General features: G+C 34.3%; 20 protein-coding genes, 1 pseudogene and 1 other annotated feature. Of the genes and pseudogenes, 2 read left to right on the top strand and 19 right to left on the bottom strand.

All coding sequences use genetic code 11. From position 1 onward, the window contains the following. Nucleotides 1-10: 10 nt before the first annotated feature. The 5 genes from asbD to AC0ONG_RS08250 form a co-directional block, all read right to left on the bottom strand. Nucleotides 11-286 (bottom strand): petrobactin biosynthesis protein AsbD, encoded by a 276-nt coding sequence (gene asbD / locus AC0ONG_RS08270; protein ID WP_127725761.1) that lies wholly within the window; start codon nt 284-286, stop codon nt 11-13. Next, complete coding sequence (locus AC0ONG_RS08265; protein WP_016077840.1) at nt 283-1,521, bottom strand: AMP-binding protein; 1,239 nt, start codon at nt 1,519-1,521, stop codon at nt 283-285. The genes asbD and AC0ONG_RS08265 overlap by 4 nt, the downstream gene beginning before the upstream one ends. Next, complete coding sequence (locus AC0ONG_RS08260) at nt 1,508-3,346, bottom strand: IucA/IucC family protein (RefSeq protein WP_127725760.1); 1,839 nt, start codon at nt 3,344-3,346, stop codon at nt 1,508-1,510. Before AC0ONG_RS08260 ends, AC0ONG_RS08265 begins: the two co-directional genes overlap by 14 nt. Before the next feature lie 60 nt (nt 3,347-3,406). Beyond that, on the bottom strand, nt 3,407-5,215 hold the full coding sequence (locus AC0ONG_RS08255; protein ID WP_001163341.1) for an IucA/IucC family protein: 1,809 nt from the start codon (nt 5,213-5,215) through the stop codon (nt 3,407-3,409). Nucleotides 5,216-5,532: 317 nt separating this feature from the next. Then, a complete protein-coding gene (locus tag AC0ONG_RS08250; RefSeq protein ID WP_000402427.1) occupies nt 5,533-6,066 on the bottom strand; it encodes a GNAT family N-acetyltransferase in 534 nt (177 codons plus the stop codon). Nucleotides 6,067-6,198: 132 nt separating this feature from the next. On the opposite strand from AC0ONG_RS08250, the gene AC0ONG_RS08245 reads away from it, so the two are divergent. After that, nucleotides 6,199-7,553 (top strand): IS3 family transposase gene (locus AC0ONG_RS08245; RefSeq protein ID WP_085959122.1). Its coding sequence is split into 2 segments (ribosomal slippage): nt 6,199-6,652 and nt 6,652-7,553, totalling 1,356 coding nucleotides; the frame shifts between segments, so codons are not numbered across the junction. Between the two features lie 58 nt (nt 7,554-7,611). On the opposite strand, the gene AC0ONG_RS08240 is transcribed toward AC0ONG_RS08245, so the two are convergent. The 10 genes from AC0ONG_RS08240 to AC0ONG_RS08195 form a co-directional block, all read right to left on the bottom strand. Then, complete coding sequence (locus AC0ONG_RS08240) at nt 7,612-8,292, bottom strand: MgtC/SapB family protein (protein ID WP_000119503.1); 681 nt, start codon at nt 8,290-8,292, stop codon at nt 7,612-7,614. 159 nt (nt 8,293-8,451) lie between these two features. After that, entirely contained in the window at nt 8,452-9,108 is a 657-nt protein-coding gene (locus AC0ONG_RS08235; RefSeq protein ID WP_000873563.1) for a YkyA family protein, read from the bottom strand. A 14-nt stretch (nt 9,109-9,122) separates the two neighbouring features. Further along, nucleotides 9,123-9,944: a peptidoglycan-N-acetylglucosamine deacetylase gene (locus AC0ONG_RS08230; RefSeq protein ID WP_000409482.1), complete on the bottom strand. Its 822-nt coding sequence runs from the start codon at nt 9,942-9,944 to the stop codon at nt 9,123-9,125. A gap of 584 nt (nt 9,945-10,528) precedes the next feature. Next, a complete protein-coding gene (locus AC0ONG_RS08225) occupies nt 10,529-11,530 on the bottom strand; it encodes an LCP family protein (protein WP_002083270.1) in 1,002 nt (333 codons plus the stop codon). A gap of 320 nt (nt 11,531-11,850) precedes the next feature. Then, nucleotides 11,851-14,154, bottom strand: a complete 2,304-nt coding sequence (locus AC0ONG_RS08220; RefSeq protein WP_136997030.1) for a glycoside hydrolase — start codon at nt 14,152-14,154, stop codon at nt 11,851-11,853. A 207-nt stretch (nt 14,155-14,361) separates the two neighbouring features. Then, complete coding sequence (locus AC0ONG_RS08215) at nt 14,362-14,571, bottom strand: DUF6366 family protein (protein WP_127725758.1); 210 nt, start codon at nt 14,569-14,571, stop codon at nt 14,362-14,364. 133 nt (nt 14,572-14,704) lie between these two features. Continuing rightward, nucleotides 14,705-15,598 (bottom strand): homoserine kinase, encoded by an 894-nt coding sequence (gene thrB / locus AC0ONG_RS08210; protein WP_000612099.1) that lies wholly within the window; start codon nt 15,596-15,598, stop codon nt 14,705-14,707. Next, a complete protein-coding gene (thrC, locus tag AC0ONG_RS08205; RefSeq protein WP_000276427.1) occupies nt 15,595-16,653 on the bottom strand; it encodes a threonine synthase in 1,059 nt (352 codons plus the stop codon). The genes thrB and thrC overlap by 4 nt, the downstream gene beginning before the upstream one ends. Further along, nucleotides 16,646-17,941, bottom strand: coding sequence for a homoserine dehydrogenase (locus AC0ONG_RS08200; RefSeq protein WP_127725757.1), 1,296 nt, complete (start codon nt 17,939-17,941; stop codon nt 16,646-16,648). The genes thrC and AC0ONG_RS08200 overlap by 8 nt, the downstream gene beginning before the upstream one ends. Nucleotides 17,942-18,096: 155 nt before the next feature. Beyond that, nucleotides 18,097-18,328, bottom strand: a binding site (T-box leader). A 383-nt stretch (nt 18,329-18,711) separates the two neighbouring features. Further along, the gene (locus tag AC0ONG_RS08195) at nt 18,712-19,350 is read right to left on the bottom strand and encodes a pyridoxamine 5'-phosphate oxidase family protein (RefSeq protein WP_017763042.1); all 639 of its coding nucleotides are present in this window, start codon (nt 19,348-19,350) and stop codon (nt 18,712-18,714) included. An 81-nt stretch (nt 19,351-19,431) separates the two neighbouring features. Between AC0ONG_RS08195 and AC0ONG_RS08190 the strand changes: the two genes are divergently transcribed. Then, nucleotides 19,432-20,040, top strand: coding sequence for an NUDIX hydrolase (locus tag AC0ONG_RS08190; RefSeq protein WP_000141355.1), 609 nt, complete (start codon nt 19,432-19,434; stop codon nt 20,038-20,040). A 52-nt stretch (nt 20,041-20,092) separates the two neighbouring features. Here the strand turns inward: AC0ONG_RS08190 and AC0ONG_RS08185 are convergent, their stop codons facing one another. The 4 genes and pseudogenes from AC0ONG_RS08185 to AC0ONG_RS08170 all read right to left on the bottom strand — a co-directional run. Beyond that, nucleotides 20,093-20,431 carry an SdpI family protein gene (locus AC0ONG_RS08185; RefSeq protein WP_025989011.1) on the bottom strand — a complete coding sequence of 113 codons (339 nt, stop codon included), beginning with the start codon at nt 20,429-20,431 and terminating at the stop codon, nt 20,093-20,095. A gap of 70 nt (nt 20,432-20,501) precedes the next feature. Beyond that, nucleotides 20,502-21,329, bottom strand: a complete 828-nt coding sequence (locus AC0ONG_RS08180) for a peptidoglycan-N-acetylglucosamine deacetylase (protein WP_127725756.1) — start codon at nt 21,327-21,329, stop codon at nt 20,502-20,504. A 118-nt stretch (nt 21,330-21,447) separates the two neighbouring features. Further along, entirely contained in the window at nt 21,448-22,317 is an 870-nt protein-coding gene (locus tag AC0ONG_RS08175) for an aminoglycoside 6-adenylyltransferase (RefSeq protein ID WP_001258546.1), read from the bottom strand. A gap of 129 nt (nt 22,318-22,446) precedes the next feature. Then, a pseudogene (locus AC0ONG_RS08170) lies at nt 22,447-22,714 on the bottom strand (O-methyltransferase); the annotation flags it as partial. Nucleotides 22,715-22,826: the final 112 nt, after the last annotated feature.

Here is a 22,826-nt window from a genome sequence, read left to right as displayed (position 1 = left end):
TTCCTAAAGGTTAGTTATTCACATTTACTTCCTGTAACGGCTGTAACTCCTCCATAAAATCAAGCAAAGATCCTACAGTAAGAAATGCTTTTGAATCTACCTCATCCTCTGGAACGCATAGCTTTAAATCCATTTCTATGTATACAATAAGCTGTAACATCATTACCGAATCTATATATAAATCTTGATTTAAGCGCATCGTTTCTTCTAAATGCGTTACATTTTTCAGTTCCATTTTTTCTATCATAATTTTTAACACGGCATTCTTTAACGCTTCCCGTCTCATGTTGTAACCTCTCCCATCTCTAGTAACTTTCTACTTACTTTTCCCGTTTTATTTTTAGGAATTTCATTTACACTTTCAATTTCATGCGGAACTTTATAAGAAGGTAAGTGCTGAATACACCATCCTCTTATTTGCACTGGATCAACATGAGATATCACTTTCGCTTTAACTATTTCGCCCATCACAGGATGTTTCCCTCGATATACAATTGCCTCTTGAACACCTTCCAATCGAAGCATTGTTTCTTCTATCTCTATAGGAAAGACTTTTAATCCTGAAACGTTAATTACATCATCCATACGCCCCATAAAATGAATGCCACGCTCAGATTTATACCCTAAATCTTTCGTGAAAATTTCCTTATCGTTCATTTTCACGACGATTTCTTCCGGTGCATTTTCATCTGAACCTATGCTTATACTCGCATGAGGTAGAGGGTTCCCTAAATCTAAATGGCTTGTCATATCATGACATATACTAATACAACCTGCTTCAGAACAACCATATTGCTGCATCATAAATGTTGTCATTTTTTTTAGTTTATAAAATAGTGCTTCTGGCAAAGGCGATCCGGATGTCATAATTTTATGAAACCGAAACGTTCCTAATGGAAAACTCCCCATAATGTGTAACATAAGTGGCACTGCATATATGATATGTTTTTCTGTATTACGAACTATATTTAATGCGAATTTAGGATTTTTGTTCGTAATGATTACAGGCTTGCTCCCCCTCTTAATTGCTGATAACGTACCACATATTAGTCCGTATGAATGTGAAACAGGAGCCATAACGATTGGCACTTCATCTACTCCACAGTTTAAAGCTTCATTATAAGCGGTAATTTCCGTATCAACTTCTGTCCATGCTCTACGAATCAATTTCGGTTCCCCTGTAGTTCCAGAACTATATTGCAATAAAGAAGGCTCTTCTAGTAAAAAGTTCCCTACTTCTAATTTTGTAAAATCCCCATATTCTCCATATAAAATTCCTACACAATTTGCACGCTTTGCCATTTCAATAGCTGTTTCTTTTGGCGTATCTTCATGTATAAGTAATACTGATGATTTCTTTTCTTTTAAGAAAAACACAAGCGTAATAATATCGAATGGATCTTTCAGACAAAGTGCAAATCTATTTCCTTCTGCTTTTTGAAATTGTTCCATTTCTGCATAAACTTGTAATCTCAATTCAAAATCACTTTTGCTATACTCTTGTTTATTAACGATTAGCATAATTTCCCCCTGTAACAACTGATTTTTGTTTCATAAGTTGTCTTACTCTATACAATGGATTTGGAACTTCATGAACAAGCGATTCCACATCCATATATAATCGACGTTTCGTTAATTGTTCAGCATAGAATGTAGGTGCATATAATTGAATATTTTCAAATCTACCTTTCAAATGTGGATATATTCTTAAATGATTTTCAATTTCTTCAACAACCATTATCCAAAAACGTTCTTCTTTCAATCCATATTCATCCGCAAGTACGAACGCTAATTCTCCTAAATTAAACAGGAAAAGTGCATCTAATACCATCTCTTGCAAACATTCGATGCGATCCATTTCAAAGAAATCATTCATTTTTCCATTCGCATATGTTCTATGCATTTTAGTAAAGTCGGGACATTTATCAACTTCTTTCAAATATGGACGATAAAACTCAAGCCCTTCATGAAAATCCTTTAACGCAATACGAACAGGCACCCCTTCTTTATGGACTAGAATCATATTTTGTCCATGTGATTCCAGTGCGATGCCATGCTCTACAACAAGATGTATAACTGGTATTATCGCTTTTTGAATAAGTAATTGTAGCCAATCCTTCATTCCATATTTGTTCAACCATGCATCAATAATTGGTGTACCATCTTTCTCTTTAGCGTATAAACCATTAAAAGGAATTGCGTCCTCTTGTGCATCTAAATACTTGTGAACGCTTTCGCGCCAAATACATCCTAATGAACCATATATAGCTTTCTTATTTGTGTCATACGTTACACTGGAAAACTCCTTTAACAAGATTAAACGTGCTTCATCGCTTAAATAGGCGTCATTACTTACAACATCACTTAACCAATTTGATATTGCTGGTGCACTCACAACAGAATACGGTTTCAACGTACGGAGTGTTGAAGTGTTGAGTAAATTCATCGATAATTTAACGTACGGTTTCTTTGGATTCGTAATATTTCTTACCGTTCTCATTGACTGTTGTGCGCAATACTCATCCTCTGATGTTCCTAAATAAATAATAAATTTACCCTGTATATGATCCGCATAATTTGAAATGATGAAATTCTCCCACTGCCAAGGATGAACAGGTATAAACACGTACTGTTTTGGATTACATCCCCGATTACAAATTCGCTCCATAAACTCTTCTAATTTACGCTCACCAATCTCCTCTATTAAAATTTCGTCATAAATTACTTCATTCTCATACCCTACACTGGAGTATTTTTTATGCGCTGCAATCCATATGAGTTTTATTGGCTGCATAAATTCATATCCATATTGAAAATTGTCACGATATTGAAATCCAATACGAGCTTTATAACTAGGGTGATATGGATGGCCGTCTATTAAATGGCTTTCAAACTCATCGTAAGATTTTTGATTGTATTCTTTCTTATTATTTCTTTCATATTGTGCAATCGTGTCTTTAAATATTGTTTGTTCTAATTCGTGCATAAAAGAATCTAATTTGGCTTGTTCTACACTAGCAACTCGAAAAACTTCTTCTAGAAATTGCGAGACAGATTGTATTTCTTGCTGTTCATCTTGGACTCTTACTACTAATGAGTCTAAAGAAATACGTCCAAATGTCATCCGTTCCCTGCCATAGCATTTGTACGTGACACTTTTGTCTTCTTCATCAAGTCCTTGTATTATAAAAAGAATTTGTTCTTCTTTTTCTATGCGAACCGGTGTAATAATCCCCTCATAAATTAACGATTCTACTAATTGACGTAGCACTCTTCTTCGTACTGAAATGTAATCTTCTGATTCGAGCGCCTTCAATACTTTCGTATGATACATGTCCACTCTCATAAAACCCTCCACCTTATGACAAAATACCATTATTTGTATTACGTGAAATTTTAACGCTATTTATGAACGAACAGCCACTTCTCTAACGAGCGGATTATGTACTTGCACATAAATTGCTTGCTCTAATGGATTACTTAACTCATCGACATCGAAAAATCTCGTTAGTAAATTTGCTTTACACGCTAACTTATCTTCGTCCAATAATTCTCTTAAAAATGTTGAAGGTTCCCGGTTATACGGAAGGAATGATTCAAGTACAGACCTTAATTCCGAGAGAAGAATTTCCTCCTTAATTAATCCTGCTGTGCCAAAACCATTAATGAGGCCAAACATATGATTGAAAATTAAGTAGTAACGAAATCTCTCATCCACAATATAGTCGTCATATAAATTTCCAGTACGTTCTCCAATACCAGCTAATTCATTATTAAGCATCTCTTTCATTGAATTACAGAAATAAAATCCTTGATTATCACGGAAATAATATTTGACCGGATAACCATCTTTTAGCTGAACAACGCTATTTTGCTGATGAGCTTCTAATGCAACACCATACTGTAAATACATCCATACCATTGGCTTTAAAGAAATATTCATATATCTTCTAAACCACTCTAAGCTTACTTCTTCACAGCTTTTACTTTCTAAATCTGCTAGGCGATGAATAATATTCGATAACCGCGTACGCTCCCCAGGTATAGCATCTTGAACTAGCCCAGCAATTAATGTTGCGTCGTTTGCATGTTCACTATAAAAAGGGTTCTCGCGAATAATCACTTCAAATCCAGATTCTTGTGTTCCATAATTTAATGTAATATAGGCTGGATCACAAATAAAATCAAAGCCTGGAAATCTTTCTCGTACTTCACCAATAGCCGTATTTAACATTTCCTTCCCTTCAAGACCACTCTCAAGTTCTTTCAGTTTATTAATACGCATTGAATTCGTTACTTTCACCGGAAATGAAAACTTAAGCATATACTTCGAATCGGGATGATACAGCGTCCTTAGTGATGATGTTGCCATAAAATACTTACCTACAGGTCCAATATACTCAAGCAATTCTTGAACTATCCAATCCTGTACGTAAGCTTGATGCAAGAGCCATTCTGCCTGAAGCGGATGAATTGGAATTAATGCATATTGATCTTCCTTACAGTACTTCGCTATAAATTCCTTACTAACCATCTCATCATTACTTAATTCTTCTTTTATAATCGTTGTTGTAGAAGCTGATAATAATGATTTTTCATTTACTATACTTTTATGTGCCCGAAAATAATGAAGCTGACATTCTCCTTTTAATTCTGGAGAATACATTTCACTTTTCCAATCCAATATCCCCTGTCTACTCTTTGGTGTAGGATGAGTTAAATGCCCAAATAATAAAGACTGCTCCGCTTCTATAAAAGTTGTATGGAAACCGTATAATGCGGATGTATCTTCTATTCTCTCTTTTATAAATTCCTCAATATTTTGACAACTACGAATGACTCGAAGCATAAGTTCCGCAGGATTCGTTCCTTCTCCGTAGTTGATAGACATCTCTTTTATTAAAAATGTAATAACTGTAACGTAATCTGCTTTAATAACAGAATTACTATCTCCAATTTGATAATAAAATTTTTCTCCAAACAAATGGCGATCTGTTGATGATTTATATATAACTTCTCCATACAAAGTAACGTTCTGTGCCGATAGCCGACAACATAAATATGTGGGGACTGTATCTCTATTCAACGTATTACTGAAGATACTCTTCATTCTTTCATCCTCTGTAATCCATTCTCCACTCCCTGTTTCTCTTAAATAACAGTTTAAAAAGCTTTGTAATGTTGCATGTTCTGCGATTTGTTTCGCATGCTGCATGTTGGTCCTCCTCTTTATATTAAAGCTATCGAAATTTTATATAATAAACGATAATTGAATGTCGTTATCAATTATGATTCTAATTGATAATGATATTCAATTCAAGAGTATATTTCAGAATTTTTTTATCAAATAAAATTTTTCTTTTTTTCTTTCTTTTCTTTAATCTAGTTAAAAGTACACTAGAAAAATTCTTGTTTTCAAACTAATTACCTACTTTTATTAATCCATTTTTTGATGGATTAATAAAAAGGTACACCAAATGAGGTATACCTTTCCCTATGATATGTTTACATAATACTATTATATGCATCAATCTATATAGCTGTTTGTTTTTGTAACAAATTCAAATCTCTCCAACAATACGCTGTTTCTTCTACCTTTACTCTCTCTAAAAATTTCGTATCAATTTTTTCAGGGTTGAATTTTTCATAAAACTTTTTAGAAGGATTATTCGTAACGACCCAAACTAAAAGAGATTGCATATCATTCTTTACACATTCTGATAGTAACGCTTGAAATAACTTTTGGCCTATTTTCAATCCTTGATACTGTTGTAAAAGATAGATTGCATATAATTCCCCATCACAATTATATGCACCGCTTCTTTCAACTCCCCCATCAATAAATCCGACTATCGTTCCATTTAACGTCTCTGCTACAAATCTATATTGGCATGTATCTTCTTGTTGAAAAATGTTTTCCCATTGTTTTTCTCGTTGCTCATATGTTATATTTTCTAAAAATTCGTCAGCAAATATACCTTTATACGTTGTTTTCCAGCTATCAACATGCACCTTTGCTATACCTCGTATATCATCTTTTATAGCTCTTCTAATATGTATTTCCATCATTTCTCCCCCTTGTTATTCATCATTATATCAATTTATTTCCTTAAAAATCCAAATAAAAAAAGAGCGAATGCACTTGAACTGCACCCCAATTGTTAGACACAGTCTAACAATTGGAGGTGCGGTTTTTCTATGGCTAAATTTACAGCTGATGAAAAAATACAAATCGTTCTACGTTATTTGAACGGAAATGAAAGTTATCGAGAAATGGGTAGATCGCTCGGTATAAGTGACACAATCATTTTGAATTGGGTAAACCAATATAAACAGAATGGTCTGGAAGCTTTTCTAAAACGATGTACAAATTACACACAACAATTTAAACTAGACGTACTAAACTTTATGATTGAAAACGGTATGTCCTTATTTGAGACGGCAGCTATCTTTAATATTCCTGCCCCTTCAACGATTTCTGTTTGGAAAAAACAGCTCGAAACACAAGGAATTGATGCCCTTCAATCTAAGAAAAAGGGGCGTCCATCCATGAAAAAAGATTCAAATAAACAATTAAAACAACATTTAGCTGAAGGGTCAGTCGAAGCACTTGAAGCACGCATTAAACAGCTTGAGATGGAAAATGAGTACTTAAAAAAGTTAAATGCCTTAGTTCAAAACAAGGAAAAATCACAAAACAAGACAAAGCGCAAGTAGTCTATGAATTAAGGCATAAATATTCGGTGAAGGCACTCGTGGAGCTAGCTACTATTCCTCGAAGCACGTATTATGATTTAGTAAAGAAAATGAATCGTCCAGATGTAGATGCCGATTTGAAAGCTGAGATTAAAGCGATTTATGAGGAAAATGAAGGTCGTTATGGTTACCGTCGCATTCGTGATGAATTAACGAATCGTGGCCAGAAAGTGAACCACAAGAAGGTTCAGCGCATTATGAAAGAGCTTGGGTTAAAGTGTGTTGTGCGTATGAAGAAATATAAATCCTATAAAGGAAAAGTCGGTAGAATTGCACCTAATATTTTAGAGCGTAATTTTCATACAGATGCACCGAATCAAAAGTGGGTAACAGACATCACAGAGTTTAAATTGTTTGGAGAAAAACTGTATGTATCACCTGTATTAGATTTGTATAATGGTGAAATTATTACCTATACAATTGGTTCTAGACCGACGTATTCGCTTGTTTCAGACATGTTAGAGAAAGCATTGGAACGTTTACCTGAAACGCACCAGCTACTGATGCATTCGGATCAAGGATGGCATTATCAAATGAGACAATACGTCCGTACTCTTGAATCAAGAGCTATCGTCCAGAGTATGTCTCGAAAAGGCAACTGTTACGACAACGCAGTAATAGAAAATTTCTTTGGGATTATGAAGTCGGAGTTCCTCTACATAAAAGAATTTGAAAATGTAGAGCACTTTAAAATAGAATTAGAAAAATATATAGATTATTATAATACGAAACGGATTAAGGCAAAATTAAAAATGAGCCCGGTACAATACCGGACTCACTTTTATCAAGCTGCCTAATCAAATAACCGTGTCTAACTTTTAGGGGTCACTTCAACTTCACTCTTTTTTATCATAATTATCTACTTTCCACTTCCACTGAAACAACACGATCAATCTCTTTCAGGGAGCTATATAACTCTGTTGTATATAAATCTTCTGGAGCTAAAATAACCATTTCCAATTGCTGAAATGCTCCACTATCTATATCTTTAATTTTCACTCGTTTCACATGCATACCTAAATTTTTAATTTGCTTAAATATACCATCTAACTCATGATGCTCTTTTACAGTAATTTTTATAGATAAATCCTTTTGTCGTAATGAATACGGACCTGCAATTTTCACAAGTTGTGGAAGTACGTTAATTGCTAAAATAATTAAAATCATAGCAACCGTCGCTTGTAAATAAAAGCCTGCCCCAATTGCTATACCTAAAGCTGAAGCAGCCCACACCATAGAAGCTGTCGTTAATCCAGAAATAACATCATTACTTCTTCGTAAAATAACACCTGCCCCAAGAAAACCAATCCCACTCACAATTTGAGCAGCTAGACGCATTGGATCCATATTTGTATGCCCTGGAACAGAATATACATGTACGGCTTCAATTGAAACCATCGTAATTAAACAACTTGCTACAGAAATAACCATACTTGTTTTCACACCAAGCGGTTTATTCTTTAGCTGCCTATCTATCCCGATGAATAATCCTAAAAAGAGTGCTAAACCTAATTTGAGTAAAAATTCATATGACATATTTCCATTCTCCTTACTTTACAATATTTCCCTTGGAATAATTCACTATAACTCTTTTATGATATCAATTCCAGTCTTTTCTATTCATTCAACATAAAAAACCGAAAAAACATTTGTAACGATGTTTCTCCGGCTTTTTATTATGCTTAAGATTCTTCTTTATTTCTGATCTTTAATCTTAATCTCTGCATCTTTGTAGAATGCTAATTTACTGTCATTATACTCTTTTGTAAATTTGTTAAACTGCTCTTTCGATTTTTGTGCTTCCACATTTAATTCATTAACAGTTTTAACTTTTTCACCGATTTCTTTTAATTTCGTTTCTTTTACTTTTAATTTTTCATACAGTTCTTTTTCAGTCGCTAATACTTTCGTGTAATTTTCATTCATCTTTTTGAATGCATCATAACGATTTTTATACGACTCTTCTACTGCTTTTGCTTGTTTTTGTAACTTCTTATCTTCAATTTTCTCTATATTACTTTGAACAGATTTCGTTTCCTTCTGTGCTTTTTCTAGCATTTCTTTTTCACTTTTCAATACTTTTTCACGGTCATCTACATTTGCAGTAGCTTGCTCTATTTTCTTCACAACTGCTTCATTATGATCTTTACCTTCTTGCAAAATTTGAGCATATAATTCTTGCCCTTGTTTCTCTAACTGCTCTAATTTTTTTGCTTCATCCACTAAAGATTTTTCTTGTGTTGCTGCTGTTTCAAAAGCTGTATATAGATTTTCTTCTGGCTTTTCACCGAAACAACCTGTTAAAAGCCCTACTGATAATGCTCCAACTACTGCTACTTTTCCATACTTCAACGTTCATTCCTCCATTACATACGGTTATCATGCCAGAAGTTCACTGGAAAGTGACTCTCTTCATGATAAGCTTCAAACTCATAACCCTTTTCTTTTAGCCCCTTTAAAATTGCTGGCACAGCAGCAACTGATTGCGGGTGAATATCATGCATTAAAATTACTTCTTGTGGTTTTGTTGCGTTTGTTAAGACATTTTGAGCAATTTGTGCTGCAGCTGCATCAACTGGCATTTTATTGTATTTCCAATCTAATGAATCAATTGTCCAATCCCATACTTTAAATCCGCCTTCTACCACTTTATTTCGAAGACCTTCATTCAATCCAGGCATCGAACCATATGGAGGACGTGTTAATTTAGGTGATTTCCCAATAATATTAGCGATTAAACCTTGATCTTCTTTCATTTCATTTACATACTCGCCATTTTTATATAACTTTGCGAAATTATGTGTCATACTATGCATGCCTACATAATGACCCTCAGCATTTTCACGTTTCACTAAATCAGGAAATTCTTTTACATTCGCTCCAATTAAAAAGAACGTCGCCTTCGCATCATGTTGTTTTAGCGTATTTAATAATTCAGCCGTATATTTCCCTGGCCCATCGTCAAATGTAAGATAAGCAACTTTTCTTTCTTTTCCATTAAAACGACTTGGTGCCGTTTTATTCATTTCAACTTTCGGCTGTTCACTTGCAAGCTGCACTACATTTTCTTGTTTTGCAACAGCTTTTGCTGGTGAAGTAATTGATTGGAACATGTAATACCCAATAGCTACTGCGGCAATCGCTATTAAAACGACTACTATTTGTTTAATTTTTAAAGCTTTTTCCATTCTATCGAATTCCTCTCCCTATTAATCTTATATATAAATCGCCCAATATAATTATACATCTATTTATTTTTATTTCACCATGTAAACAGATTTTTTTGTATTATACTGGGAGTTTTATCAAAAGTATTGTTCCATGTGCTTATAAGACTCAACGTATCTCCATGAAGATCCACCATTTTTTGACGATAGCTAAACCATATTTTCACCTATTACATAATTATTAATCTGGCAAAATAGCTGGTCAATATATGATAAATGATCTTTCGCAATTACTATCTCTTCATCTTTCACCTTAATCGCTTCAATGTGTATGAATATGTAATTGCATTTTGAACAGTCTTTCTTTAACCTGTTTCAATTTCCACCAATTCAATTGTTCTATAAATAGTGATAAATTGAATTTCCTTTCCTTCAACTTTAGGAGCTAATTTCCAAATAGTCCCCTCTAGTATATCGTATAATTACACCTTTTGTTTATATAAATTAAAATGATTTTAGTATAATTTTTCTAGAACAAAAAAACGTTATTAAAAAGTTGCTAATCCACTTCAAAAAAAAGATTGGCAAAAGCCAATCTTTTTTTATTATTCGTTTCGAACTGATTTTGGCGTTACACCTAAATGATCATTTAATTTTTTTGAAATATCTTTTATATTTTTTTCATTTGGAATGTAATAATAAATACCACCGATACGTTTATCTGTACCTTCTATTTGCATTTTTTCCATTTCCAAATTAGTTCCTGCCATATTTTTTGTAATGGCAAGCATATCGTCAAATGTTAAGTTCGTTTTCATGTTTTTATCAACCGCATCTAGTAAAGAGCCCATTTTGCTAATTGATTGAACAGACATCGCTTTTTTGGCAATTGCTTCTATTACAAGTTGCTGTCTCTGTCCACGCATTGCGTCACTATCAATTTTACGCGTTCTTGCAAGTGCAAGTGCTTGTTCTCCATTTAAATGTTGGTAACCTTTTTCTAAATGGATCATACCAGCTTGGTCTTTACTATCTTGTTCAGTGAAAGTAACTGGTACATCAATATCAATACCACCAATTGAATCGACAATTTGTACGAATGATTCAAAGTTAAACTTCACATAATAATCAACAGGGACATTTAAAAATCTTTCCACTGTATCGCGTGTGCTTTCTACGCCACCAAATACGTGAGCATGAGTAATTTTATCTAATTTTTTTCTAGTTGGAATATAAACACGTGAATCACGTGGAATACTTACTAGCTTAACAGACTTATCATCTTTATTAATTGTTGCTAATAAAAGTGCATCTGTTCGAACTGCTTCGCCATATTGGCTTTTTCTCATTTCACTTCCATCTACACCCATGATTAATATTGAAATATTATCCTTTAAAGGTTCAACTTCTTTATCACGCTTTGATGACTTTTCAATTTTTGCATATGCATCATTTACAACTGCTTTTGCTTTATTATATATAAACGAACCATATCCTACTCCTCCAAAAATAAGTAGGAAAAATGGAATTAATATGAACCATTTTATTGACTTTCTTTTAGAACGCTTTTTATTACTTCTCGTATTTTGTTCTAATTCAGAGCTCATACCCATTCGCCTCTCTTTCTCTTTACCAAGTATAATGTAAGTCTATTTATCTTCATATTGAATTTCCTTTCACTAACCTTACAATTTTGTAAGGTTACTACTTAAACCCAATACGTATTCCATTTCACATTATACTCTCGTACTTATTTTTGGCAAGTCACTATTTACCAATTTCAAAAATTTAGCACTTCGCAACATGTGAATTTACAAATTCATTAACTCTTTCATTTTAAATCAGGATATCTTTTTCCAGATAAATGATATGAATAAAGAGTCCAGCTAATTATAAAATCTCTATGAATACAGTATATTTCACGTTATTATTTCTCAAACGGCGTATACATGCTTTTCTTCCCCTGATTATCAATGTAAGCCGACTTTGCTTTTATTTTCGTTTTTTCTACTTCCATGTCTTCATTTGAGAAGTTCACAATGATTTTAATATCTTTTCCATAAGAAACAGATTGTACTAGCTTATCTTCTGACAAATATGCAAAATTCGTCATCTCTTCTTTTACTGCTTTTTCATGAACTTCATTCCAAACTTTTAGATGCTCTGTAATTTCTTTTTTATGCTTATTCCACTCTACTTCATCTAAATGGTACAACGGAGGAACATTATACAATAATTCAGACAGCATTCGATTTCCAACTTCATCTTTTACCTTTAAACTTCCCCATTCCCAATGATGCGTTGTAATAACGGAATCATTGTATACTAATTTATATAATGGTACCGAATATACTGGGTTTAAATATACTTGTTTATATTCTTCTTTCAATGGTACTTGTTTTGCATATTTTTCGGGAACGTTTTGATTTGGTGACCAATATCCACCGACATAATACGGACTTGTTTTATTTTTCCGCATATCTTCATCGTCCCATTTAATAACAGGTGTTTCAATTCCGTGTGCAAATGCAATCGTACTACTAGCAAAATCATTTCCACCTTCAGAACCAACGACCATACCCTTTTCTTGTGCAATGTAGTCCATTCGTTTTAAACGTGCTTTTAAATCTTGCTCTTGTGTCGTTATATGTTTCGCTGAATAGTCATCGTAAATTTCACCTGTCGCATCACAATCAATAAACCATGAATTATATTTAGGACCATTTTGTAATATATCATTCATGCGTTCCTTTACACTAGGCAGCGATAAAGTCGGGTTTAACTTGCGACCTCTGCCTAAAAAGCCTTGCACCTTTTCTCCGTTTTTCTTCGTTACAGTAGCCTCTTCGTATAATGATGGGTCATTAAAGGATGCTGTGTTCCAATTTTTATCACTTTTTTCGTGAATGGAATGATATGAATCATACGGACCAACTAAATACCCCATTTCCTTAGCTTTTGTCACGAAATTAGGTTGCATAAATCCTTGTTCCCAGTTCGGCAGACCAATCCACGCTTTTTCTATTCCTGCCTCTTTCATTTCCTTTAGTATGTCCGTTCCATCTGCATTACCCCATTTACTTACCTCTTCAACCGCATCACCAAGTAGCGACTTTAATGAATGCTTATTTAAGCTATACAATTCTGTATTCGTTAAGTGACCTACACCTTTCTTTAATAGCACACTAGCTTCCTGATCAACGTTTTGAAAAATATCCTCTTTATAAAATTCCTTCATAGATAATACTTCGTTTATATAACGTAAAATAACATTTTTTTGATACTTATCAATGAAATCTTGTTTACTTACTTGATCTAATACATTCAGTTCCCCAGGCTCTGAACTATTCTTTTGAATAAGTTCTTTTATATGGCTAAACAGCGGGCTATTTATTTGCTCTCTTAGTTTTGGCCAATTTATATTACTTTCTGATAAACCATTTTGATTCCAAAAATAAAAATGCGCCGCTCCATATAACTTTTCGATTTCTTTATTTTTTCTAGCCTTTTCTTGTAATGTTTTTAATTCACCTTTTCGAACAATATCATCCTTATACAGTTTAGCAATGCTTACCGCATCATTATTTGTCACATATAATTGAAATCCATATGTTTTATTTTTATTTATGCTCGGAAATTCATGTGTAAAATCAAATCCTATTTTCGGATCCGAATGAAATTTCAATTCATTATTAAACATATTGTTTGCAATATATACAATTGAATATTTCGAACCATTTAATGCGAAAAACTTCATAGAAAATGATTCAGCAAATGAATATGCATCATCCTTTAAAAACTTCTTCCAATTCTCATCATTGCTCGGAATTTGCTTACCCTCCCATAACGGAAGTGTATAATTTTCAGCTTCTACTTTCGGCCATGTAAAGCTTTCTGCACCAGTCGATTCCACTTCAATGTTTAAGTGGTCTTTTTTCTTTTCTAATTTTATTTTTACTTTTTGATCTGGATATTCCCACGATGTACGATCCTTTTCTTTTTTTACATTCGATACCTTCATTTTCGGTAGGGGTTGTGATGCCTGTTCCTTTACCCCCTCATGTTCTACAGTTAATGTGAATGTTTCTGGATTTACATCATAAGTAAAATCTTTATACGTCGCTTTCTTTATTTTAGACTCTTGTACAGCATTACTACCTTTTACGTCACAACCGACTAAAGTCGAAAACGACATAGTTGTAAGAAGACATATCGCTATCATTTTTTTCATCCTCTGCACCTCCACCAATGAATATACAGATGCTTTGTTACAGGAATGTGGCAAAAAATAATAGAGCTAGCATTTTGCTAGCTCTATTTGGAGTATTAAAAGTTGATATGAACAACTATAATTCGCTTAGAAGATATGTAATACAGTAACTGCATTTTTTCTCAACAATTATGAAACTAAACAAATCAAAATTTTAACAAGCATTCTTTAACTGAAAAAATAAGTGTATACAATGTATCCTAAAAGTAGTACTAAAATGATTATCCCTGTACCTTTCCAATTCATACCGCCGGCTATATCAACTAGACTACCTGCTTCCGCTCTATTGAGTCCGTCACGTAAAGAACCCGTAGGATTACTTTTTAATTCACTTTGTCTCATACGCTCTCTTTTTTCTTCTGGTGACTCTTTATTCATTTAATCACCTCCAAAATGAATGCACTCTTTACTTACATTATTCAAAATCAACATTTGTTTTATATTTTTTTCCGAAAAAACCCAATTTAAAATAGGTTTGCAACGTAAAGAAAGCTAGCCATGCCAGCTTTCTTTATAATCCAATATGCTCTTCCTTATTTACAATAATACCTTTATGGTCGATTTCAAGCTCACATACTTTCATATCTGTAAATACTCTCGCTAATTGCTCAGCGATTTCTTGACGTTTCTCATATGGCGTTAATATAAAAATAGATGGTCCCGCACCGCTAAGTGCTGTGCCGTACGCACCAAATTCTTTTGCGCATTTACGAATAGATGGTAATAACGGTACGAGTTCTAAACGATATGGCTCGTGAAAATGGTCTCTCTCCATCATTTCACCTACAACTTCCCACCGCTTTTGACATAATGCAGCTACTAATACGTTACTTATCGCACTAGCTTTAACTGCCTCATGAAACGGAAACATCTTTGGTAATACAGATCGACTTTCATCTGTATTTAATTCTTCATTCGGAATAAGAGAAATTACCCCTAATTCCTTGCTCTCAATTCTTACGACGGAAATATCCTTTCCATCAAGTGCTCCGATTACAGTTCCACCTAATATAGAAGCAGCAACATTATCAGGATGTCCTTCAAAATTTGTAGCAATTTGAACTTTTTGATCAGCAGTTAAGTTCAAATCACCTAGTTGATTCGCAAGCTCTATCCCAGCTACAATCGCTGATGCACTACTTCCTAGCCCTCTCGTTAATGGGATATTGCTAGTAACTTCTATTATATGGGGTGATATAGAAGGACATACTTTACATGCCGTGCTAACGATTAAATTTTTATCGTCTGTCGGAATTGATTCTTCAAAGGAATGGATTACTTGCCATTTATCAGCTTTTTCTTTAACCACCACATCTAAATACAATGACAAAGCTATTCCAACTGAATCAAATCCAGGACCAACATTCGCCGTACTAGCAGGGACACGAACGCTAAATGGTATCACGACATAATCACCCCTTTAATATGATCTTTAATTTGTTCTATATCATTTGACACACTTGCGATGTCTAGTTGATTTGAAGAAATAGCGATATCAGGATCCTTCAAACCATTTCCAGTTAATACTGCAACAACTGTTTCTCCCTTTTTGATTTTTCCAGATTCAACATGTTTAATTACGCCGGCTAATGAAGCATTTGATCCCGGTTCAGCGAAAACTCCTTCAGTTTTTGCCAATAACCTATACGCATGTAAAATTTCTTCATCTGATACCATATCTATTTCACCGTGAGACTGCTCAGCAGCCTCTACTGCGTATGACCAACTTGCCGGGTTACCGATTCGAATCGCTGTTGCAATTGTTTCAGGCTCTTCAATTACATGCCCTTTTACAATTGCAGCTGCTCCTTCCGCTTCAAAGCCATGAATTCTTGGCTTCTTATAACCTTTTTCTTTCTCATATTCACAGAAACCTTTCCAATATGCTGTAATATTTCCTGCGTTCCCAACAGGGATAGCTAGAACATCTGGTGCATTTTGCAATTGGTCACAAATTTCAAATGCTGCCGTTTTTTGCCCCTCAATTCGATAAGGATTTACTGAGTTTACTAACGTAATCGGCTCTTCTGCAGCAATATTTCTTACAGCCTTAAGTGCATCATCGAAATTCCCTTCTATTGAAATAATTTCAGCTCCATAAGCGACCGCTTGCGCTAATTTCCCATGTGCAATCTTTCCTTCAGGTATGACGATTATACATTTCATCCCAAGACGTGCCGCATATGCTGCAGCTGATGCTGATGTATTACCTGTTGATGCACAAATGATTGCTTCTGAACCTTCTTCTTTCGCCTTAGCAACTGCCATCACCATACCACGATCTTTAAAAGAACCTGTCGGATTCGCTCCTTCGTACTTACCATATAGCTGAACCCCTAATTGCTTTGATATATTTAATAACGGAATAAGAGGTGTGTTTCCTTCCATTAAGCTCACATCAGGTGTTTTTTCATTCACCGGTAAATAAGAAGCATACTGTTTTAATAGTCCTTTATACATATTGTTTTTCCTCCTCAATAATGTAGTAACTGTTTATTTCACTTGCGACAGCTTCTATCGCTCCTAAAACTCGTTCGAATTGATACTTGGAAGTTCGATGTGTCACAACAACAACTTCTGCCAGTTCACGGTTTAAAGGTAATTGAATAACTTCTTTTAAACTTACAGAGTAATTAACGAAACATTCTGTTATTTTTTGCAACATCCCAGGCTCATCTCGTAATGAAATACGCAAGAAATATTTCGAAACTACTTCTTCATCACCTTGTAATTCATAAGGAACTGGTTCTTTTAATGCACTTTTATTTTTCGGAACTTGATTCATATTTTTAACGATGGAAATAATATCACTTACTACGGCAGAACCAGTTGGCAACTTTCCAGCTCCAGGTCCGTAAAACATTACTTCTCCTACCGCTTGACCATGAACATATACTGCATTAAATTCATTATTTACATTCGATAATGGATGCCGTCTCGGTAAAAGCGTCGGTTCTACACTTAAATGAATGGCTGGTCCTTGTTTTTCTGCCTTACCAATTAACTTCATAGTAAATCCTAACTTTTCAGCTATTTGTAAATCTTCTTTTTCGACCTTTCGAATCCCTCTTACTTGCACATCATCTAATGAAACATTCATCGAAAAACCTAAGTTTGCAAGAATTGCTACCTTTCTCGCCGCATCTAGTCCATCTACATCTGCTGTCGGATCCGATTCTGCAAAACCTAATTTTTGCGCTTCCTGTAAAGCCTCTTCATAAGACCACCCATTTTGACTCATTTTTGTTAACATATAATTTGTTGTACCATTTACAATTCCCATTATTTTTTCAATTTGATCTGATGCTAGCCCGTCAGTTAATCCTCTTAACACTGGAATACCACCCGCTACACTTGCTTCATAACATAGATCACAATCATTTTCGTTCGCTAATTTGAGAAGCTCTGCACCGTATACAGCCATTAAATCTTTATTTGCTGTTACGACATGTTTCTTATTTCGTAAAGCCTTAACAATATGCTGTTTTGCTTCTTCAATTCCACCCATTACCTCTACTACAATATCAATATTCGAATCATTTAGAACTTCATCTACATGGCTTGTTACTGCAATTCCATCAATACAAACATCGCGTTCTTTTTCTAAATCACGTACAACGACTGTTTTCGCTTTCACTTCGTATCCTGTATCAAGAGCGATTTTTTTATAATGTTCTTTCAAAATATGAACAACACCACTTCCGACCGTACCTAAACCTAATACCCCAACATTTATAACGTTATTCATCTTCTAATCTCCTCCTAAAAGTTTAATTGTTACACCTATAAATCACCTTATTCTGCTCTTTGGCCATGCAGGTGGTGGTTATTTCCGTACGTACAAATTGTTTCATGTTACAAGCACCTCCTTTCAAAGTAATAAAAAAACACACTCATCCCTAGGAAAGGGACGAATGTGTTTTCGTGGTTCCACCCTTGTTCCAATCTAGACGTATCTCCTTCTAGATTGCTCAAGTTCAGATAACGGCTGATTCCGTCAATAATTACTAGATTACTCGTTCACTATTGAAGTTCAAAGGTGGTAAAATCATTTCTCGTGTTAGGAAGCTCACACCCTTGGCTTCCCTCTCTGTAAACCGTAAAAATGATTCCATGTCCTTATCGTTACTTTTTCGTTCATGTCTATTTGTTAACTTATTATAGTTATCAACTTTTTAAAAAGCAAGCCTATTTTTACTAACTATTTTCAAAAACTTTTTTTATTATATTTTACAATAGCATTATGCAACCGCCACTCAATTTACCTATTTTGTTATTTCTCCAGTTTATAAATCAACGGTTCATATATAAAGTGAAACTTTAATCAGTGGGGATTTTGTTCATCCCCACTGATTATTAGTTGAACCAATCGGGCTTTTACGGGCAGTTGATACCCACCTAACTTCTTTACTTACGCTGAATTTTAAGGTAGGGGTCTTACTGCCCGTTAATGCGGGATAAATTCCCCATTCTAAAACCCGTACATATCCGCTCCACAAAACTATATCAATAAAATTTTTAATACAATCTTTTTGTATAACTTTCTTCTAAAGAACGTGCAACATCTTCTTCTGAAGTATTCACTTTCGCATGCTCCAGTAACATTTTTGCTGCTGAAGGTAACTCTTTTTTATTTAACCAAGATTCTGGATCCCACATCTTAGAACGAATAAAAGCTTTTGCACAATGAATATAACACTCTTCTATTTCAACAACAATTCCAAGCAATGGATTACGTCCATTCGCCTGCATTTCTTTCAAAACTTCTTCGTCGTTTGTAATATACGCTCGGCCATTTATTCTGAGTGTCTCCCCAAGACCTGGAATAAAAAAGATTAATCCTACACTTGGATTGGAAATAATATTCAAAATGGAGTCTATACGGCGGTTTCCTGGTCTTTCCGGAATAATAATTTTACTATTATTTAATATGTAAACAAATCCAGGTGCGTCTCCTCTCGGCGAGGCGTCACACTCCCCCAACTTATTTGCAGTAGATAATACTAGAAAAGGAGATTTAGAAAGAAAATCTATGCAATGGTGGTCTAATGATGAAATAACTTTTTTCAATGCTCGCTCACTTGGTTGCCCCAATATTTTCCGTAACTCTTCCTCTGTTGAAATAATCGATTTTATTTCCATACGCTCTATCTCCACTTATAACCACTCCTTTTTCTTTATTTTCCCAAAATTCAATACAAATATTGTATAATAAAATTTGCAGAAAGGGGAATTAAAATGACAGAGTGGTTAACAATATTTGATCCTGAAAGAAATACACTTGGGAAGAAATTACGTGACGAAGTGCATCGTGACGGTGATTGGCACGAAACATTTCATTGTTGGTTTGTAGAAAAAGATAATGAAGATATGTTCTTATATTTCCAATTACGCTCTAAAAATAAAAAAGAAGCTCCATGTATATGGGATATTACTTCAGCTGGACATATTATGCATGATGAAGATGTACAAATTGGTGGCCTTCGTGAAATCGAAGAAGAATTGGGGCTTTCCTTTCAAACTACTGATTTAATATACAAAGGCATCTTTAAAATAGATTATGAAATTTCAAATCTTACTGATCGTGAATTTTGTCATATGTATTTTCACAATGTCAACAATCCACTTCCATTCGCACCAGGTGAAGAAGTAGACGATGTGATGAAAGTACATACAACTCCTTTTCTACAACTATTAAAAGGAGAGATTTCATCTTTAACGACGATTTCAGTCCTAAACAATAAACCGATTACGATAACATTTGAAGATATTTATCCGTATGATCTTGCATACTATGAATTTGTTGTTGAACAAGGAAAAGAACTACTAAAAAATAATAGTTTGTAAATATAATAGGACTCCTATCTATCGTTGACTGAGAGTCCTATTTTCCTTATCATCATTGTTCAATTGTCTTTAATCTCTTCTCTACTCGCCTAAATAAGTGAATGATTAACAATACCATGACCGCCATAATCACTGCTGTTGTATGTGGATATCTAAACAGTATACTAATAATACTTCCAATTAACATCATGATGAATCCGTTTTGCTTCATCACTTCTGCACTATACCTATTACCCGCATCCCATAATTCCTTATTTTTCATGGATCGTTTCGTACGATAACCATATGCTGCGTTAATATCCGTTGGTGGATTTTTTTGAAGGATAATTGCAGCAAGTATAAATATAACACCGATCAATATGCTTATTCCTACGTTTACTAATGCATAGATCAATTATACCCCCCCTAACTTACACCCTCATTATACGACACGACCCCTTTTTTTCCAATTTATAACACATTCAATTTCTTTCTTTTGATGTCTGGAACATACTCGGAAGTGTTACAAAACGTGCCCCTTTCGTTTTTAACTGCGGAATGATTTTGTCTAGTGCATCTACAGATCCTTGTAGATGCACACCTGGTGTTGAATGTTGAAGGATGACACTTCCTGGAAATGAATTCCCTAATACATTATTTGTAATCGTATCAGCGCTTACACCTTTCCAATCAACTGTATCAACACTCCACTGTACAATCATAAAATTTTGCTCTGTCGCCCACTTCAATTGATTTTCAAGTATTTCACCGTATGGCGGACGTATAAACTTTGGTGCATAACCAGCTAAACGATTTAATATTTCTTCTGTTTTTATAATTTGATTACGGTACTCATCCTCATTTACTTTCGCTAAATTTGGATGACTATACGTATGATTACCAATTACATGCCCTTCATTTGCAATACGCTTTACTACGTTCGGAAATTTTTCTGCGTTTTCACCAAGTAAGAAAAAAGTAGCTTTTACATTATGTTGTTTTAACTTATCTAATATTTTTGGCGTGAATTCTGAATCTGGTCCATCATCAAATGTAAGAGCTACTTCCGCTTTATTATACGGTCCTGAAAATGCGTACGCATATTTTTCAACCCATGAAAATGGTGTCCACGATCCACGATCATCTACTTTCATTTGTACTTCATAGCTTTGAGGGATATATGCGTATGGCAATGCGCTTATATATTCTCCATAATAAAGTGAGTTATATGGCATATAAGCATACGAAACATCTCGTTCTAGTCCCCATTGATATGGAGCAAACATTTCTGGCGAATAAAAATAATACATGATAAAAAACCTCCCTAAATTTTCATATGTGATTCATCTGCACTTTGTTAGAGAAATTGTTATTCATAAACAAAAATAAGACTGTCCTTAATTAGGACAGTCTTACTGCTTTATATTATTAATAAATTGATGTACTATCTTTTGGCAAAGCTTTCACATGTTTTAAATAGTTCGTCACTTTATCATCATCTTGCGGATATTGATATTCATATGTGTTAGCAATTTCGTTCGCCACTTCTCTAAATAAATCACCCATAACAAAGAATGACTCCCATATATTTTCATATTCTGCATTAGAAAATGTCCTTTTAAATTGCTCCCACATATCTTCTTCAATATATTGCTCGAAATGCTTTCCAAACTTCCCTGTATTAACTGTAAAGTCTGTTTTCATACCAATATACCATTCTAGCATTACGATGAACATATCTCGCACTGGTCCTTCAAGCATTCCTTTTGCATAAGAAAGTTCCTCTCGCCATAACCCTTTTGCGATATTCGTACTACACCACCAAAATTCATTACAACAATCTAAAAACTCTTTTTCTGTAGGCTTTTTTACTAAGTAATCTTTATCACTTGCTGGTGGGAATTCTTCCAGACAATTATCTTTATCAAGAAGCAGTTTACTTAAACTATCTTGTCCAACGAACTTTTTTATTAACTCAACTGGAACTAGCGTTAAATCAATCCGATTCCCATCCATGAACTGCATTAAATACGGAAACTTTCCATCTTCATCTGGTTGAACTAACGACATTTCTTCTGGCATTTGTACTATCATTATTTCTCCAAATCTATGAACCCAATTATGATTAGACGTAAAAGATTGTATATCATTTACAACATACATAATATCATAGTCTTGAAAACAATCTCTTTTCACATTTGGATTTACACGCGATCCATTCATGATAACTGCTCGAATTCTTTCATCCTCTATTGCTGTATTTATAATTACGTCTAACATTTCTTTTTCAGTTCTCATCTACTCACAACCTCCAATTTTTTAATATATAATATAGTGCTATACTGGAGGGCCACGAGCTAATCTCGTTATACACGATACATGTTATAATTTTTCAAACATCTTTTTCATTCCACCTGTCTCCTTACATCATTCTTTTACGATTGCCATTACAAATCCATCGTATCCCTTACTTCCGACAGTTTGAAGCGCTGTAGCACTAACACGTGGCTCTGCAGCTATTAATTCATAGAAACGACGTATCCCTTGTACACGAGGATCGTTACTAGTATCATTAATAACTTCTCCTTCACGTACTACATTATCTCCAATAATTACGGTACCAGGGCGTGATAGTTTCAGTGCCCATTCAAAAATAAGTCGGATTATTTTGTTTATCAGCATCTATGAAAATAAAGTGAAACTTTAATCAGTGGGGGGACATCCCCACTGATTATTAGTTGAACCAATCGGGCGTTTACGGGCAGTTGATCTCCCACCTAACTTCTTTGCTCCAGCCGACCTTTGAG

The sequence above is a fragment of the Bacillus sp. TCT6 genome (assembly GCF_056033845.1).
Note: the sequence above shows the minus strand (reverse complement) of the source record. Positions and strands in the feature narration are given on the sequence as shown.

Coding starts and splice junctions, on each gene's coding strand:
- asbD (WP_127725761.1), bottom strand. CDS start 286: ATGAGACGGGAAGCGTTAAAGAATGCCGTGTTAAAAATTATGATAGAA.
- AC0ONG_RS08265 (WP_016077840.1), bottom strand. CDS start 1,521: ATGCTAATCGTTAATAAACAAGAGTATAGCAAAAGTGATTTTGAATTG.
- AC0ONG_RS08260 (WP_127725760.1), bottom strand. CDS start 3,346: ATGAGAGTGGACATGTATCATACGAAAGTATTGAAGGCGCTCGAATCA.
- AC0ONG_RS08255 (WP_001163341.1), bottom strand. CDS start 5,215: ATGCAGCATGCGAAACAAATCGCAGAACATGCAACATTACAAAGCTTT.
- AC0ONG_RS08250 (WP_000402427.1), bottom strand. CDS start 6,066: ATGGAAATACATATTAGAAGAGCTATAAAAGATGATATACGAGGTATA.
- AC0ONG_RS08240 (WP_000119503.1), bottom strand. CDS start 8,292: ATGTCATATGAATTTTTACTCAAATTAGGTTTAGCACTCTTTTTAGGA.
- AC0ONG_RS08230 (WP_000409482.1), bottom strand. CDS start 9,944: ATGGAAAAAGCTTTAAAAATTAAACAAATAGTAGTCGTTTTAATAGCG.
- AC0ONG_RS08225 (WP_002083270.1), bottom strand. CDS start 11,530: ATGAGCTCTGAATTAGAACAAAATACGAGAAGTAATAAAAAGCGTTCT.
- AC0ONG_RS08220 (WP_136997030.1), bottom strand. CDS start 14,154: ATGAAAAAAATGATAGCGATATGTCTTCTTACAACTATGTCGTTTTCG.
- AC0ONG_RS08215 (WP_127725758.1), bottom strand. CDS start 14,571: ATGAATAAAGAGTCACCAGAAGAAAAAAGAGAGCGTATGAGACAAAGT.
- thrC (WP_000276427.1), bottom strand. CDS start 16,653: ATGTATAAAGGACTATTAAAACAGTATGCTTCTTATTTACCGGTGAAT.
- AC0ONG_RS08200 (WP_127725757.1), bottom strand. CDS start 17,941: ATGAATAACGTTATAAATGTTGGGGTATTAGGTTTAGGTACGGTCGGA.
- AC0ONG_RS08190 (WP_000141355.1), top strand. CDS start 19,432: ATGACAGAGTGGTTAACAATATTTGATCCTGAAAGAAATACACTTGGG.
- AC0ONG_RS08180 (WP_127725756.1), bottom strand. CDS start 21,329: ATGTATTATTTTTATTCGCCAGAAATGTTTGCTCCATATCAATGGGGA.
- AC0ONG_RS08175 (WP_001258546.1), bottom strand. CDS start 22,317: ATGAGAACTGAAAAAGAAATGTTAGACGTAATTATAAATACAGCAATA.